The organism is Micromonospora sp. NPDC023814, from assembly GCF_040639595.1.
Taxonomy (GTDB): Bacteria; Actinomycetota; Actinomycetes; order Mycobacteriales; family Micromonosporaceae; genus Micromonospora.
The window spans coordinates 1-13,490 of sequence record NZ_JBFAAF010000121.1; the positions used below are offsets into that span (position 1 = coordinate 1).

Annotated in this window: 15 protein-coding genes; 6 read left to right on the forward strand and 9 right to left on the reverse strand. The window is 74.3% G+C overall.

The genetic code is table 11. The features are described 5' to 3' along the window. Nucleotides 1–164 precede the first annotated feature (164 nt). On the reverse strand, nucleotides 165–572 hold the full coding sequence (locus tag AB0G14_RS33350) for a hypothetical protein (protein WP_357704394.1): 408 nt from the start codon (nucleotides 570–572) through the stop codon (nucleotides 165–167). Between the two features lie 274 nt (nucleotides 573–846). On the opposite strand from AB0G14_RS33350, the gene AB0G14_RS33355 reads away from it, so the two are divergent. After that, nucleotides 847–1,236 (forward strand): hypothetical protein, encoded by a 390-nt coding sequence (locus AB0G14_RS33355; RefSeq protein WP_357704396.1) that lies wholly within the window; start codon nucleotides 847–849, stop codon nucleotides 1,234–1,236. Between the two features lie 71 nt (nucleotides 1,237–1,307). Here the strand turns inward: AB0G14_RS33355 and AB0G14_RS33360 are convergent, their stop codons facing one another. Next, the gene (locus AB0G14_RS33360; protein ID WP_357704398.1) at nucleotides 1,308–2,261 is read right to left on the reverse strand and encodes a sporulation protein; all 954 of its coding nucleotides are present in this window, start codon (nucleotides 2,259–2,261) and stop codon (nucleotides 1,308–1,310) included. Between the two features lie 249 nt (nucleotides 2,262–2,510). Here AB0G14_RS33360 and AB0G14_RS33365 point away from each other — a divergent pair, with 249 nt between their 5' ends. From AB0G14_RS33365 to AB0G14_RS33380, 4 genes are all read left to right on the forward strand, one after another. Further along, nucleotides 2,511–2,903 (forward strand): YciI family protein, encoded by a 393-nt coding sequence (locus tag AB0G14_RS33365; RefSeq protein WP_357704416.1) that lies wholly within the window; start codon nucleotides 2,511–2,513, stop codon nucleotides 2,901–2,903. Nucleotides 2,904–2,906: 3 nt separating this feature from the next. Then, a complete protein-coding gene (locus AB0G14_RS33370) occupies nucleotides 2,907–4,166 on the forward strand; it encodes a sigma-70 family RNA polymerase sigma factor (RefSeq protein ID WP_357704418.1) in 1,260 nt (419 codons plus the stop codon). Between the two features lie 85 nt (nucleotides 4,167–4,251). Beyond that, entirely contained in the window at nucleotides 4,252–5,214 is a 963-nt protein-coding gene (locus AB0G14_RS33375; RefSeq protein WP_357704420.1) for a TIGR03557 family F420-dependent LLM class oxidoreductase, read from the forward strand. Beyond that, entirely contained in the window at nucleotides 5,211–6,068 is an 858-nt protein-coding gene (locus tag AB0G14_RS33380) for an alpha/beta hydrolase (protein ID WP_357704400.1), read from the forward strand. The genes AB0G14_RS33375 and AB0G14_RS33380 overlap by 4 nt, the downstream gene beginning before the upstream one ends. 146 nt (nucleotides 6,069–6,214) lie before the next feature. On the opposite strand, the gene AB0G14_RS33385 is transcribed toward AB0G14_RS33380, so the two are convergent. From AB0G14_RS33385 to AB0G14_RS33415, 7 genes are all read right to left on the reverse strand, one after another. Beyond that, nucleotides 6,215–6,967 (reverse strand): hypothetical protein, encoded by a 753-nt coding sequence (locus tag AB0G14_RS33385; protein WP_357704402.1) that lies wholly within the window; start codon nucleotides 6,965–6,967, stop codon nucleotides 6,215–6,217. A gap of 178 nt (nucleotides 6,968–7,145) precedes the next feature. Then, on the reverse strand, nucleotides 7,146–7,949 hold the full coding sequence (locus tag AB0G14_RS33390; RefSeq protein WP_357704404.1) for an endonuclease/exonuclease/phosphatase family protein: 804 nt from the start codon (nucleotides 7,947–7,949) through the stop codon (nucleotides 7,146–7,148). Between the two features lie 8 nt (nucleotides 7,950–7,957). After that, nucleotides 7,958–9,448 (reverse strand): phosphatase PAP2 family protein, encoded by a 1,491-nt coding sequence (locus AB0G14_RS33395; protein WP_357704406.1) that lies wholly within the window; start codon nucleotides 9,446–9,448, stop codon nucleotides 7,958–7,960. 77 nt (nucleotides 9,449–9,525) lie between these two features. Then, complete coding sequence (locus AB0G14_RS33400; protein ID WP_357704408.1) at nucleotides 9,526–10,527, reverse strand: YihY/virulence factor BrkB family protein; 1,002 nt, start codon at nucleotides 10,525–10,527, stop codon at nucleotides 9,526–9,528. Further along, entirely contained in the window at nucleotides 10,520–11,521 is a 1,002-nt protein-coding gene (locus AB0G14_RS33405) for a diacylglycerol kinase family protein (protein WP_357704410.1), read from the reverse strand. Before AB0G14_RS33405 ends, AB0G14_RS33400 begins: the two co-directional genes overlap by 8 nt. A gap of 109 nt (nucleotides 11,522–11,630) precedes the next feature. Beyond that, on the reverse strand, nucleotides 11,631–12,209 hold the full coding sequence (locus AB0G14_RS33410; RefSeq protein ID WP_357704412.1) for a Clp protease N-terminal domain-containing protein: 579 nt from the start codon (nucleotides 12,207–12,209) through the stop codon (nucleotides 11,631–11,633). Further along, nucleotides 12,209–12,445 carry an HTH domain-containing protein gene (locus AB0G14_RS33415; protein ID WP_089001290.1) on the reverse strand — a complete coding sequence of 79 codons (237 nt, stop codon included), beginning with the start codon at nucleotides 12,443–12,445 and terminating at the stop codon, nucleotides 12,209–12,211. Before AB0G14_RS33415 ends, AB0G14_RS33410 begins: the two co-directional genes overlap by 1 nt. Before the next feature lie 138 nt (nucleotides 12,446–12,583). Between AB0G14_RS33415 and AB0G14_RS33420 the strand changes: the two genes are divergently transcribed. Further along, nucleotides 12,584–13,366 (forward strand): PP2C family serine/threonine-protein phosphatase, encoded by a 783-nt coding sequence (locus AB0G14_RS33420; protein ID WP_357704414.1) that lies wholly within the window; start codon nucleotides 12,584–12,586, stop codon nucleotides 13,364–13,366. Nucleotides 13,367–13,490 lie beyond the last annotated feature (124 nt).

The window sequence follows — 13,490 nt, forward strand, 5'->3', positions numbered from 1 at the left end:
AGCAGCAGGCCGCCGACCTGGTCGCCGAACACTGGAACAGCTGACGACAGGTGCATGACGCCGCTGGCCGGTACCCCGTGCGGGGTGCCGGCCAGCGGCGTCCTCGCCTCCGACCGTCAGTGGTCCCGCCTACGCCGTTGGGCGGGCGGGGCCGCGACCGGTGGTCATTCGTTGGTGAAGTTGCCGACCTGGCTGGCGGTGCTGGACTGGTCGCTGGTGGAGCCACCGGCGGGGGTGCTCATGCCGCCGGTGGTGGCGTCGCCCGTGGTCGTCGGGGCCACCTTGCCGCGATGCCGCTCGGGCTGCCGGGCCAGCCGCCGGGCGCTCGCCGGGCCGGCGGTGCCGCCGGTCGTGGTGATCGCGCCCTGCCCCCGGGTGGGGCCCCCGTCGCGCAGCACGTCCGGGTCGACCGGGACGTGGGCCGGGTCGTCCGGGTCCTCGTCCTGGATGACCCGCTGCACGTCGGTGGGGGGTACGGTCACCTCGTCCAGGACGCCCTCGCCGTACACGCCGCCGGCGATCCGGTCCTCGGCCCGCCGGGCGGCGTCCTGTCGCATGTCGTCCTCACGCACGTCCATCACCTCACAGAAGTGTCGGTCCGGGTGCGTGCCCGGCGACCGCCCCGGCAAACCCGCGCCGCCGGGCCGGCGGCGTACCCCGTCCGTGGCGCGCCCCGCGCGACCCCGGCGGACCAGATTTTCCCGGCCGCCGGCAGGTGTTACTGCCCCCGGCGGGTCGGGTAGACGGCGGGTGCCCTCGCCATGAACGCGAACCGTGCCGTGGCCGAAACGCGGTAGCGGGGGGAGGGAATGCAGGTACGACTCATCGCATCCTGAGGAGGACAAGATGAGCACGCAGGCTGCATCCACCAGGCCGATGAACCGGCCGGTGCAGGAAGCGCCCAACCGGGCGATGCAGGACAGGGCCATGCAGGAGACGCCCACCCGCCCGATGCCGATGGTGCCCGACGGACGTCGGGAAGCCATGCAGGCACCCGGCACGGAGACCAAGCCGTCGCTGCGGACCACCGAGTTCTGGGTCTACATCGCGGCCGTGATCGGTGTGCTGGCCGCATCACAGCTGGTCGGAAAGAACTCGGCCGGGGTGGACATCTTCCGGGCCCCCAACGCGTGGTTCATGATCACGCTGCTGACCCTCGGCTACCTGGGTAGCCGTGGTCTGGCCAAGGCCGGCAGCAACTGGCGCAGCGGTGAGGAGCGCAAGGCCCGGCACTAACCGGGTACCGCGCGCCACAGCACGCGGCGGCCTCCGGGACTTCCGTCCCGGAGGCCGCCGTCGTGTTGGTCCTACTCCTCGAAGCCGCCGAAGTCCTCGGCGAAGTCACCCTCGATCGCGTCCTCGATCATCTCTCCGGCGACCATGCCGCCGACGAGACCGAGCGCGGCGCCGGCGACCACGCCGCCCATGCCGGGGCCCCGGCCGTGTCCGTGACCGTGCCCGCCGAAGCCCTGCGCGCGCAGGCTGCCGTAGCGCGAGGTGGTCTCCCGCAGCCAGCCGTCGACGACCTGGACCCAGTCCGTCCGGTCGGCGTCCGCGTACGAGACCCGGTAGTGGCCGAAGGCGTCGTGCCCGGCGGTGAGGAACCCGCCGCGCTTGTCGCACTCCAGGATCACCTCGACGCCCTGCGGGCTGGTGACGAAGGTCAGCTCGACCTCGTTGATGGTCGACGCGTACTGGGGCGAGGCGAAGAACTCGATCTCCTGGTAGAACGGCAGCGTCTGCTGCGTGCCCCGGATGTGGCCGCGTTCCAGGTCGGCGTGCTTGAAGCGGAACCCGAGCTGCTGGAACGCCTCCAGGATCCGCTCGTGCACCGGCAGCGGGTGCACGTTGACCTGGTCCAGGTCGCCCTTGTCGACCGCCCGGGCGATCGCCAGCTCGGTACGCAGCCCCATCGTCATGCCGCGCAGCCGCTGGCCGTACACGTCGGTGATCGGGGTCTCCCACGGCACCGGGAGCTGGAACGGCAGGGAGAGCTGCTGCTTCGGGGCGAGCTGGAACGCGCCGCTGACCGGCAGCCGGTGGAACTCCATGATGCCGGCGTACTCGGTGTCGCCGCCCTCGATCTCCACCCGGGTGACCAGGCTGACGACGACCTGCTCGACGTTGGCCGGGGCGTCGCCGCCGACCAGGTTCACCTGGCCCTCCAGGGTCAGGCCGGGTCGGGTGTTCGGGTTGGTCAGGACGGTGTCGACGCTCGGCCCACCCACACCGAACGCGCTCAGCATCTTCTTGAAGACCATCGGAACTCCCGCAGGATCACGCCGCACTCCACCCTGGAGCGGGTCGTTGACTGCTCGGACCCTATCCGGCACCGCTGTGAAGTGCCTGTGAGGGCACTCCGCCGCACCTCTTCATTCGCAGGAGCGGGCGGCGGCGAAATTTCTCGGAATTTCTTCGGCCGGGATGTCGAGGACCGGTGTGCCGGCTTCTACCTGTGGGTGAGAGCACCGATGATGGTGCGCAGTCGTGAGGAGCCAGACGTGAAGTACATGTTGCTCATGCAGTTCAGCGCCGCCGGCACGGACTTCCCCTCGATCGACACCTGGGCGCCGGAGGAGATCCGGGCGCACATCGGGTTCATGGCCGAGGTCAACGCCAAGCTGGTCGCCGACGGCGAACTGGTCGACGGCCAGGGGCTCGCGGCGCCCGACCAGGCGAAGATCGTCCGGGCGGGCTCCGACGGCGCGCCCGTGGTCACCGAGGGGCCGTTCGCCGAGACCAAGGAGTTCCTCGCCGGCTTCTGGATCGTGGACTGCGACAGCCCCGAGCGGGCCGTCGCGCTCGCCGCGCACATCTCCACCGCGCCCGGCCCCGGCGGCCGGCCGCTGAACATGCCGATCGAGGTGCGCCCGGTCATGTCGGCCCCGCCACTGGAGATGTGACGACTGGACGCCGCCGAACCATCCGCCGAGGACCTGCTGCGCGAGCTGGCGCCGCAGGTCCTCGGCGTGCTCAGCCGCCGCTTCGGCGACTTCGCCACCGCCGAGGACGCCGTGCAGGAGGCGCTGCTGGCGGCGGCGACCCAGTGGCCGGTCGAGGGGACGCCGGACAACCCCCGCGGCTGGCTGATCCAGGTCGCGTACCGCCGGATGGTCGAACTGGTCCGCGGCGAGACGGCCCGGCGGCGGCGCGAGGACCTCGTCGCCCGCCGCGAGCCGGACGACCGGCGCGCCGCGCCGCCACCGGACGAGGAGCTGACCGCCGACCGGGACGACACCCTGACCCTGCTCTTCCTCTGCTGCCATCCGGCGCTCTCGCCGGCCTCGGCGATCGCGCTGACCCTGCGCGCGGTCGGCGGGCTCAGCACGGCCGAGATCGCCCGCGCCTTCCTCGTGCCCGAGGCCACCATGGCGCAGCGGATCAGCCGCGCCAAGCAGCGCATCCGCGGCTCCGGCATCCCGTTCCGGATGCCCGAGCCGGCCGACCGGGAGGCCCGGCTGGCCGCGGTGCGGCACGTGCTCTACCTGATCTTCACCGAGGGGCACACCGCCAGCCTGGGCGCCGACCTGCGCCGGGTGGACCTGTCCGAGGAGGCGATCCGGCTGACCCGGGCGCTGCACGCGCTCCTGCCCGACGACAGCGAGGTGGCCGGCCTGCTCGCGCTGATGCTGCTCACCGACGCCCGCGCCGCCGCGCGGACCGGCCCGTCCGGCGAACTGGTCTCCCTGGCCGACCAGGACCGCAGCCGGTGGGACGCGGCGGCGATCGCCGAGGGGGTCGCGCTGGTGACCCGGGCGCTGCCCCGCGGGCCGGTCGGGCCGTACCAGATCCAGGCTGCCATCGCCGCACTGCACGACGAGGCTCCCAGCACCGGGGAGACCGACTGGCCGCAGATCCTCGCCCTCTACGAGGTGCTGGAACGCTTCTCCGGCAACCCGGTCGTCGCCCTCAACCGCGCGGTGGCGACCGCCATGGTGCACGGCCCGGCGACGGGCCTGGCGGCCCTCGACGCGCTGGACGCCGACCCCCGGCTCGCCGGGCACCACCGGCTGCCCGCCGCCCGCGGGCACCTGCGCGAGATGGCCGGCGACCGGGAGGGCGCGGTGGCCGCGTACCGGGCTGCGGCCGCCCTGACCACGAGCCTGCCCGAGCAGCGGTACCTGACCATGCGCGCCGCCCACCTCGCCACCGGAAGCGAGGGTTGACCGGCGCCGCCGGGGGTATCCGTGGATGATCCGTCCGGGTCCGGCCGCCGAGCCGGACGGGGAGACGGCTCGGAAGGAGAACGCCATGGTCACCGTCGGCTACACCCTGTTGTGCGAGCAGGCCGGCCCCAAGCACCTGGTCGACTACGCGGTGCGGGCGGAGGCGGCCGGCTTCGACCAGCTCGTCATCTCCGACCACTACTACCCGTGGCTGGACTCGCAGGGCCACTCTCCGTACGCCTGGTCCGTGCTCGGCGCGGTCGCGCACGCCACCAGCCGGGCGGAGCTGATGTCCTTCGTGACCTGCCCGATCCGCCGCTACCACCCGGCGGTCGTGGCGCAGAAGGCCAGCACCGTCGGGGTGCTCTCGGACGGCCGGTTCACCCTCGGCCTCGGCGCGGGTGAGAACCTCAACGAGCACGTGGTCGGCGGCTGGCCGCATGTGCAGCAGCGGCACGAGATGTTCGAGGAGGCGCTCCAGATCATCCGGCCCCTGCTCAACGGGGAGACGCTGACCTTCTCCGGCAACCACTACGACGTGCCCGACGCGTACGTGTGGGACCGGCCGGACCGCCCGGTGCCGATGGCGATCGCCGCCTCGGGCCGGCAGTCGGCCACCCTCGCCGCCGAGTACGGCAACGGCATCGTCGCCACCGAGCCCGACCCGCACATCATCGAGATGTACGAGGACGCCGGCGGCGCCGGGCGGCCCCGCTACGGGCAGGTGGCCATCTGCTACGGCCCGGACGAGGCGGAGTGCCGCAAGATCGTGCACGACCAGTTCCGCTGGTTCGGAATGGGCTGGAAGGTCAACGCGGACCTGCCCGGGCCGGAGTCGTTCGCCGCCGCCACCCAGTTCGTCCGCGAGGAGGACGTGGCCGAGGGGATCTCCTGCGGGCCCGACGTGGACCGGCACGTCGAGGCGTTCAAGAAGTTCGTCGACGCGGGCTTCACCCACGTGGCGATCGTGCAGGTGGGCGGCGAGACGCAACCCATGTTCCTCGACTGGGCGCAGGAGCAGTTGCTGCCGAGGCTGCGCGAGCTGTGAGGATCTCGCCGACCCGGCGGCCCCGGGTGACCCCGCCCGGCCGGTTCGGACCGGCCGAGCTGCGCCTCGCGCTGGCCGCGCCGCGCCCGGCCGCCGGCCTGACCAGCGAGTGGCGGCTGGTCGACGGGATCCGTACGCACACCCGCCGCACGGCCGGTCCGGGCACCGGCACCACACCCGTCGTGCTGGTGCACGGGCTGGCGGTGTCCCACCGCTACCTGACCCCACTCGCCCTGGCGCTGGCCGACACCCACCCCGTGTACGCGCCGGACCTGCCCGGCTTCGGGCTCACCGAGCGCCCCGCCACGGCGTACGACGTGGCCCGGCACGCCAACCATCTGGCCGCCTGGCTGGCCGCGTACCGGATGCCGCCGGTCTGCCTGGTCGGGCACTCGTTCGGCGCGGAGGTCGTCGCGGCGCTGGCCGCCCGCCAGCCCGACGTGGTCCGGGCCGTGGTGCTCGCCGGGCCGACCAGTGACCCGGCCGCCCGGTCCCGGCGGGGACAGTTCGGGCGGTGGCTGGTGGACACCCTGCGGGAGGCGCCGTTACAGGCGCCGATCCTGCTCCGGGACGTCGTGGACGCCCGTCCCTGGCGCGTCCACGCGACGCTGGCGCACTCGGTACGCAACGGCGTCGAGGCGGACCTGGTCGGGATCACCGCACCGACCCTGGTGGTCGCCGGCTCCCGGGACCCGGTGGTGCCGGCGTCCTGGCGGTCGCAGGTGGGCCGGCTGGTGCCGCACGCCCGCACGCTCACCGTGCCGGGCGCCGCGCACAACGTCGCGACCACCGCGCCGGCCCAGGTCGCCGACGCGATCCGTGCCCTGCTCACCCCGTCCCTGACGAACAGGTGATCACATGCGCATCGGCAACACGGAGATCCGCCCCGCCGGGGGCGGCCTCGGCTGCCTCCTGATGATCCTCTTCTCGATCGTCGCCTCGATCGTCCTGACCGTCCTGCTCAACGTGGTCCTGTGACCCACGTTCGCCCGCCCCCTGGTCAGCGGCGCAGGCCGAGGGCCGCCAGCACCTCGCGGGTCGCCTGGCGGACCGGGTCGACGACGCTGCCGCGCAGCCAACGGGCGACCGGCGACACCGTCGCCCGCCACGCGGCGGCGACCGCCCGGCCCGCCGGGCGCACGGCGTGCCGCCACAGCCAGCCCGCCGCGAGCACGAACGGCCGCAGGGTGAGCGCGTAGCACCACCACAGCAGCCGGCCGGTCATCCGCCACGCCCACGCCGCCGCGTCGAACAGCACCCGGCCGACGGCCAGCAGCCACCGGCCCAGCGCGGCGAGCCCGGCCGCCAGCAGGCGTCCGAGCGGGGCGAGGAACCGGGCAAGCCAGCGCAACGGCAGCCAGACCAGGTGGTACGCCAGCCAGGCCAACGGCACCCACACCACCGTCCGGGCCAGCCACGCCAGCCCGCGGGCGAGCCACACCAGCGGCACCCACACCAGCGTCCGGGCCAGCCAGGCGATGCCCCGGGCGAGCCAGCCCAGCGGCAGCCACAGCAGGTGACGCAGCAGCCAGCCGACCGGGCGCAGCAGCCAGCGGTCCAGGAACCGGCCGACCGGCGCGAGCAGCCAGCGGTGCAGCCACCCGCAGACGGCGGCGACCAGCTCCCAGACCAGCCGCACGGGCACCACCACGACCAGCGCGATCCCCCGGGCGACGGCCACGACCAGCGGCGCGGCTTCAGAAGTGGGGGATGTTCCGGTGGCACGCGGAGCCGGGCCCGGCGAGTCGATCACCGACACACGGTAACCAGCCCCGGCAAGCACCCCGGCGGCAGCCGCGCCGAGGCACCCGGGTGGCCGGGTGGGCCGGGTGGGCCGCATGGGCCGCCTGGGCTGCGTGGGCCGCGTGAACCGCCTGGACCGCGTGGACCGCGTGGCCGGGTGCTCGGCAGGCTGCAGGCGGCCGGGTGGTTCAGGCCGGGTCGAGGACCAGGTCCGCGACGAGCGGGTAGTGGTCGGAGGCGTACTCGGTGTCGCCGCCCCGGAGTACCCGGCAGTCCCGCACCCGGGCGGCCAGCGCCGGGGTGCCGAACAGGTAGTCCAGCCGCATGCCGGAGAACTCCGCGCCGCCGCCGTGCCGGGTCGGCGCGGTCAGCCCGGCGTCGGGCGTGCCGGCCGCCGCGTACAGGTCGACCAGGCCGGCGGCGAGCAGTCGGGCCACCGCCCGGGTGTCCACCGTCCGCCCGTCCCGACGCAGGTGACGGCGGCGGTACGCGGCGGGGAGCCGGGCGATCCGGTCGGTGTGGTCGGCGACGGGGTCGAGGGTGTTCAGGTCCCCGGCGAGCAGCCCCAGCTCCCCCGGCGCGCGGCGCAGCGCGGCGGCGGCCCAGCCCGCCTCGACGCGCCGCCGCAGCCCGGAGTAGGGATCGAGGTGGACGCTCAGCACGGTCAGCGGGCCGGCGTCGGTCGCCACGGTGACCCGCTGCGCGGCGTGGTGGAACGGCCGGCGCACCCGGGCGGCGGCGAGGGCGCGCATCGGCGGCCGGAGCAGCACCGCCACCGGCTGGCCGAAGCAGGAACGGGCGAGGTGGGGCCGCATCCCCACCCGGCCCGCGAAGTCGCCGAGCACGTCGCCCGAGTCGAAGTCCCGCAGCTCCTGCAGGGCCAGCACGTCCGGCCGCTGCGCGGCGACGACCTGCGCCAGCCGGTCCCGGCGGTCGGCGCCGCCCCGGTCCCGGCCGCCGGTCCGGATGTTCCAGCTCATCACCCGCAGCATCGGTGCCGTCAGTCCACCCGGGCGGCCTTGGCCAGCTCGTCGTCGAGGGTGTGCACGTCCTCGGACTCGATGCTGGGCCGGTTGCCCTCGCGCAGGTCCTCGTTGGGGCGGACGACCCAGTAGAGCAGCCCGACCCATCCGATGGTGAGGATGATCGCGCCCATGACGTCGGTGGGGTGGTGCATGCCCCGGTACATCCGGGAGATCGCCACGGCGGCCGGCATCACCACCGCCAGCGCCACGAAGATCCACCGCCACCACCGGTCCGTACGCGGGACGACGATGATCGCGACGGCGACCCAGACGCAGAGCGTGGCGGCGATGTGGCCGGACGGGAACGAAGAGGTCGGCATCGGGCCGTCGAGGTTGCCCACCGGCGGGCGGGGCCGGTCGACCGCGGCGGCGGAGGCGAGGAAGAGGCTCAGCTCGCCGAACATGGTCAGGGCGACGAACAGCACCGGCCGCCAGCGCCGCCACACGGCCAGCACGAGCGGGCAGAAGACCAGCGAGATGAGCAGGATGGCGTGCGTGTCGCCGGCCTTGCTCCACCAGTGGCTCAGGTCGTCCCGGTCGGGGGTGCGGTGCTCCGCGAACCACCTCGGCACGTCGGTGTCGAGGGTGGCGAAGAGGGTGCCGCCGGCGTGGTAGCTGACGAACATGCCGAAGCCGTAGAGCGCGCCGAGGACCAGCACCCAGCCGACGACCAGCTCGAACACGGCCGCCCGGGGGTGCGGCAGCAGGTGCGCCTCGTCGGGGGCGGGCGCCACCTCGTGCGCGGCCTCCGGCTCCAGCCCCTCGGTCAGCGCCGGGACCGGCCGGCCCCGCTCCAACCGCCACAGCCGGAAGGCGTACGCGGTGACGCCGAGCCAGGCGGCGCCGAGCAGCCAGGCCCCGAGCACGTCGGAGACGAAGTGCACGCCCAGCGCGATCCGGGTCAGCCCGATCAGGAACACGACGGCGGCGACCAGGACGATCGCGGGCCTGCGCCAACGGCGCGACATGGCCGGCAGGAAGACCAGCAGCAGCGCCCCGTACGCGACCATCGAGCCGAGCGCGTGCCCGCTGGGGAAGCTGTCCCCGGCGTAGCTGCCGATCGGCACCTCCACCTCGGGGCGCAGCCGGTCGACCAGCGTCTTGAGCGCCGGGTCGAGGATCAGCGCGCCGAGACCGGTGACGACCAGGAACACCGCGAGCCGGCCCTGCCGGCGGATCAGCAGGCCGACCACGGCGACCGACACCAGCCAGACGATGACCGCCCGGCCGCCGAGGTCGGTGAGCGCGTTGAGCACGGTGACCAGCGGCCCGTGCGGGGCGACCAGGTCGTTGAGCCAGGCGGCCACGCCGTGGTCGACGTCGTACAGCGGGGTCCACCGGGTCCGGACCAGGACGAGGAGCACCCCGAAGCCGACCCCGGCGCCGAGCACGACCGCCAGGCCGGCGAGCGTCCGCTCGGTGAAGTGACCCAGGGGTCGACGCAACGCCTCTTTGACCGCGCCCACGGCAGCCTCCCTCTCGCTCCTGGCGTGCCGCAATACCCGATCGGCGCTGCGCGTACACCGGGGGTGTCCGAAACGGACTACAGGGAGGTCATGTCGCCGGTGTCGTGGAGCTGGTCGCGCTCGGCCTCGGGCTCCCATAGGTCGGGCTGGGCGGGCTCGCGCACCCCGATTCGCAGCGCCTCCAGCTGGGCGGCGAAGGAGAGCCCGCCGAAGAGCGCCATGCCGGTCAGGTTCGCCCACAGCAGCAGCGCCATCATGCCGGTCAGCGCGCCGTAGGTCTGGCCGAACCCGTCGCTGAACCGCACGTACGCGGCGAGCAGCAGGCTGGCCACCCACCACAGCACGGTGGCGATCCCGGCGCCGAAGAAGAGCCAGGACAGGCCGGGCTGGTTGCGGCGGGGGGCGTGCCGGAAGAGCACCGCGACGGCCAGGACGGTCAGCGCGAGACTGAGCGGCCAGCGCACCACGTCCCAGACGCCGTTGGCGAGTTCGCCCCAGGCGTAGTGCCGCTGCACCGAGTCACCCATCGGGCCGCCGCCGACGAGGATCAGGAACCCGGTCAGCGCCGGTACGCCGGCGGTGAGGGCGAGGACGGCGGCGCGGACGTACTTCCACAGCGCCGGGCGGTCCCGTTCCACGCCGTAGATCCGGTTGGCGCCGCGCTCGATCTGCGCCATCGTGCTGGTCAGCGCGACCAGGCCGGTGATCAGGCCGAGGCTGAGCGCCAGCTCCCCGGCGCGTTCGGTGCGGTCGCCCTCGCCGAGCAGCTCGGCCACCACCGGCTCGCTCGCCCCGGGGGTGAGTGCGAGCACCGTGTCGGCGACGACCTGGCCGCCCTCCTCCACGCCGAGTTCGCTGATCAGGCCGGTCAGCGCGATCATGAACGGCACCACGGCGAGGCACAGTTGCAGCGCGAACGCGCGGGAGTGGCTGAACCCGTCGCCGTAGCGGAACCGGATGAAGGCGTCCCGCAGCAGGTGCCAGCCGCCCTGCCGGCGCAGCGCGTGCCAGGCGTCGTCGGCGTTGAGCTCCTCGTCGGGCATCAGCCGGGTCTCCGGCACGATCCGGGTGCTACTCACGGTGCGCCTCGTCGATGAGCTGCTCGCCCCGCTCTCCGGCCGCCTGCGCGTCCTCGGCCAGGTCGGGGGCCTGCTCGGGCTGCGGCACGCAGAGCCAGAGCGCCCGCCGCCGGATCTCGGCCTTCAGGGTGCGGCCCGGCTCGATGAGGTCGCCGTCGAGCTCCCGGGGCTGGGGCCGGTTGCTGGTGATCTCCACGCGCCGGCCCCGGAAGACCTCCATCCGGGGCACGCGGTCCTGCCGGCGTACGACGGCCCAGCCGAGCGCCAGCCAGTGCCGCAGCGTACGCGGGGTGAGCACGGCGACGTCGAGGTAGCCGTCGTCGGGCTCGGCGTCGGTGAGCAGGCGCACCCCGCCCTGGAGGCGCCCGACGTTGGCGATCAGCACGGAGCGGGCCCGCCGGCGGATCGGCTGCTGGTCGTCGATGCGGATGGACACCTTCATCGGCCGGTCGCGCAGGTGCTTGGCGGCCCCCACCACGTACGCCGGCCAGCCGATCCGCTTCTTGGTGGTCTCCGAGGTGTCGGCGAGCATCTGGGCGTCGAAGCCCATGCCGGCCATCACGGTGAAGTAGTGGTCCTCGACCGCGCCGACGTCGAGCAGCCGGCGACCGCGCTCGACGGCGACCTCCAGCCCGGCGGCCAGGTCCCCGGAGAGGCCCAGGTTGGCCGCGAGCAGGTTGCCGGTGCCCTGCGGGAGCACGGCGAGCGCGACGTCGGTGCCGACCAGGCCGCTGACGCAGGACATCACGGTGCCGTCGCCGCCGCAGGCGAAGACCACCTCCACGCCGGCCGCGACCGCCTTCTCGGTCTGGCCACGGCCCGGGTCCTCGACCGTGGTCTCGAACCAGAGCGGCTCGGGCCAGCCGGCGGCGGCGAGGGCGTCGTGGACCGTCCGGTGCAGCTCGTCGAGGTCGGCCACCTTCACGGGGTTGACCACCACGGCGGAGCGCAGGCCACCATCATGGGCCGCGCGCCTGTCCTGTCGGGGATCCACGGCGCCAGTGTGCAGCAGATCCGGCGCGGCAGCGAGCCGGCGACCCGGTGACGTTACGCGCAGCGAGAACAGGTTTACGATCCCGCCCCGGGCCGCCGGCTCCGGGGGCTCAGGCCGCCGCCCGCAGCGCGGTCTCCACCCGCCGGCGCAGGTCGTCCAGGTCGGCTCCGGCCTCGGTGAGCACCAGCGCGCCCAGCCCCCGCCCCTCGCGGAGCACCCCGAGCAGGATGTGCTCGGTGCCGATGTGGCGGTGGCGCAGTCGCAGCGCCTCCCGCAGCGACAGCTCCAACACCTTCTTCGCGCGGGAGGAGAACGGTCCGCCCGCGTACCGTCGGCGGCCCCAGCGGCGGCGCGGCGCCGGCGCCGCCTCGCGCAGCGCGTCCGGACCGAACGACTCCTCGATCCGGGCCACGATCGCGGCCAGGTCGATGCCGATCTCCCGCAGGGCGGCGGCGTCGGCGTCGGCGAGGCCGGTGCCGCCCCGCTCGGTGTGCCGGCGGACGCGGTCCCGCAGGTCGTCGGCGCGGACGCCGGCCTCGGCGAGCACCCGCGCGGCGAGGCTGTCCCCGTCGGCGAGGAGGGCGAGCAGCAGGTGCTCGGTGCCGACCGGCCGTTGGCCCTCGGCCCGGGCCTCGTCCCGGGCGACTCGCACGACGGTGCGGGCCCGGTCGGTGAACCGTTCGAACATCACGCCTCCCAGGAGGATCCGACCGCCGGTCGCCCGGCGTGCTTCTTGTGGACCGCCTGCCGGCTGACCTCTAGCTCGTCGGCGATCTCCTGCCAGGACCAGCCCTGTCGACGGGCGTTGTCCACCTGGACCACCTCGAGCCGTTCGAGCAGCCGGCGCAGCGCGCGGACGGCGCGCAGCCCGACCCGGGGGTCGGTGCTGCCGGCTGCCGCGGCGAGTTCCGTTGCCTGACTCATGTCGTCAACTTACGTTGACATTCGCCATCCTGTCAACCCATGTTGACACCCGAGTTCGGCTCGCCCGGTGCTACCGTCCGCCGATGTCCCGCCTTCGCCCGCCGGCCCGCCAGAGTCGTGCCCGATGCCGAGGTCCCCGTGTCCGATGAGGTTCCCGCGCCCGCCGAGCCGCGCCGCCACCCGCTCGGCGAGATCACGGTGGAGGCCGTCGGCGGCAGCGTCGTCGGCAACCGCTACCCGGCCAACTTCGACGTGCTGCACGTCGACCCGGCCCTGCCGTTCGCGGCGGTGGCCGACGGGATGGGCGCCGGCGAGGGCAGCCGCCGGGCCGGCACCACGGCGATGGGCACCCTGGTCGCACAGGTCCGGGCCGCCTGGCCCGACGTCGGCCCCCGGCAGTTGCGCGCCGCCGTGGCCGGCGTCCAGTCGGCCGTACGCGCCGCCGGCGCGGGCCTGGCGGAGCTGACCGGCTGTACGCTGACCGCCCTGCTCGTCGAGCCCGACGGCGGCCAGGGCTGGCTCCTCCAGCTCGGCGACTCCCGCGCGTACCGGCTGCGCGACGGCCTGCTGGAGCTGATGACCGTCGACCACACGGCGGCCTGGCTGGGCGTACTGCACGGCTGGTACCCGGCCGACTCCCCCGCCGCCGCCCGCGCCCGCTACCAACTGACCCGCTACGCGGGGCACCCGGGCGAGCCGGAGGCGGACCTGCTCGCCGTGTCGCTGCGTCCCGGCGACGTGTGGCTGCTCTGCACCGACGGGGTCAGCGACCAGGTCGACTACCACCTGACCCGGGAGCTGCTGGCGGCGCCACGACCGGAGGAGGCGGTCCGGGACCTGCTCGGCGCCACCCTGGAGGCCGGCGGCGACGACAACGCCACCGCCGTGATCGTCCGGGTCCACGCCGCCACGCCCCACTGATGGTCGGAGGCGAGGACGCCGCTGGCCGGTGGTGGAGCGGAACCCGAAGACGCTGCGCATGATCGCCTTCGGCGCCGACGAGCGGCCCCGCAGCCTCCAGCTCTACGGCACCAACCCCGAGATC

What these genes read in the sequence shown, in the direction of transcription:
- AB0G14_RS33355 (WP_357704396.1), top strand. Translation starts at nt 847, where the DNA reads ATGAGCACGCAGGCTGCATCCACCAGGCCGATGAACCGGCCGGTGCAG.
- AB0G14_RS33410 (WP_357704412.1), bottom strand. Translation starts at nt 12,209, where the DNA reads ATGTTCGAACGGTTCACCGACCGGGCCCGCACCGTCGTGCGAGTCGCC.
- AB0G14_RS33390 (WP_357704404.1), bottom strand. Translation starts at nt 7,949, where the DNA reads ATGCTGCGGGTGATGAGCTGGAACATCCGGACCGGCGGCCGGGACCGG.
- AB0G14_RS33415 (WP_089001290.1), bottom strand. Translation starts at nt 12,445, where the DNA reads ATGAGTCAGGCAACGGAACTCGCCGCGGCAGCCGGCAGCACCGACCCC.
- AB0G14_RS33375 (WP_357704420.1), top strand. Translation starts at nt 4,252, where the DNA reads ATGGTCACCGTCGGCTACACCCTGTTGTGCGAGCAGGCCGGCCCCAAG.
- AB0G14_RS33365 (WP_357704416.1), top strand. Translation starts at nt 2,511, where the DNA reads ATGTTGCTCATGCAGTTCAGCGCCGCCGGCACGGACTTCCCCTCGATC.
- AB0G14_RS33360 (WP_357704398.1), bottom strand. Translation starts at nt 2,261, where the DNA reads ATGGTCTTCAAGAAGATGCTGAGCGCGTTCGGTGTGGGTGGGCCGAGC.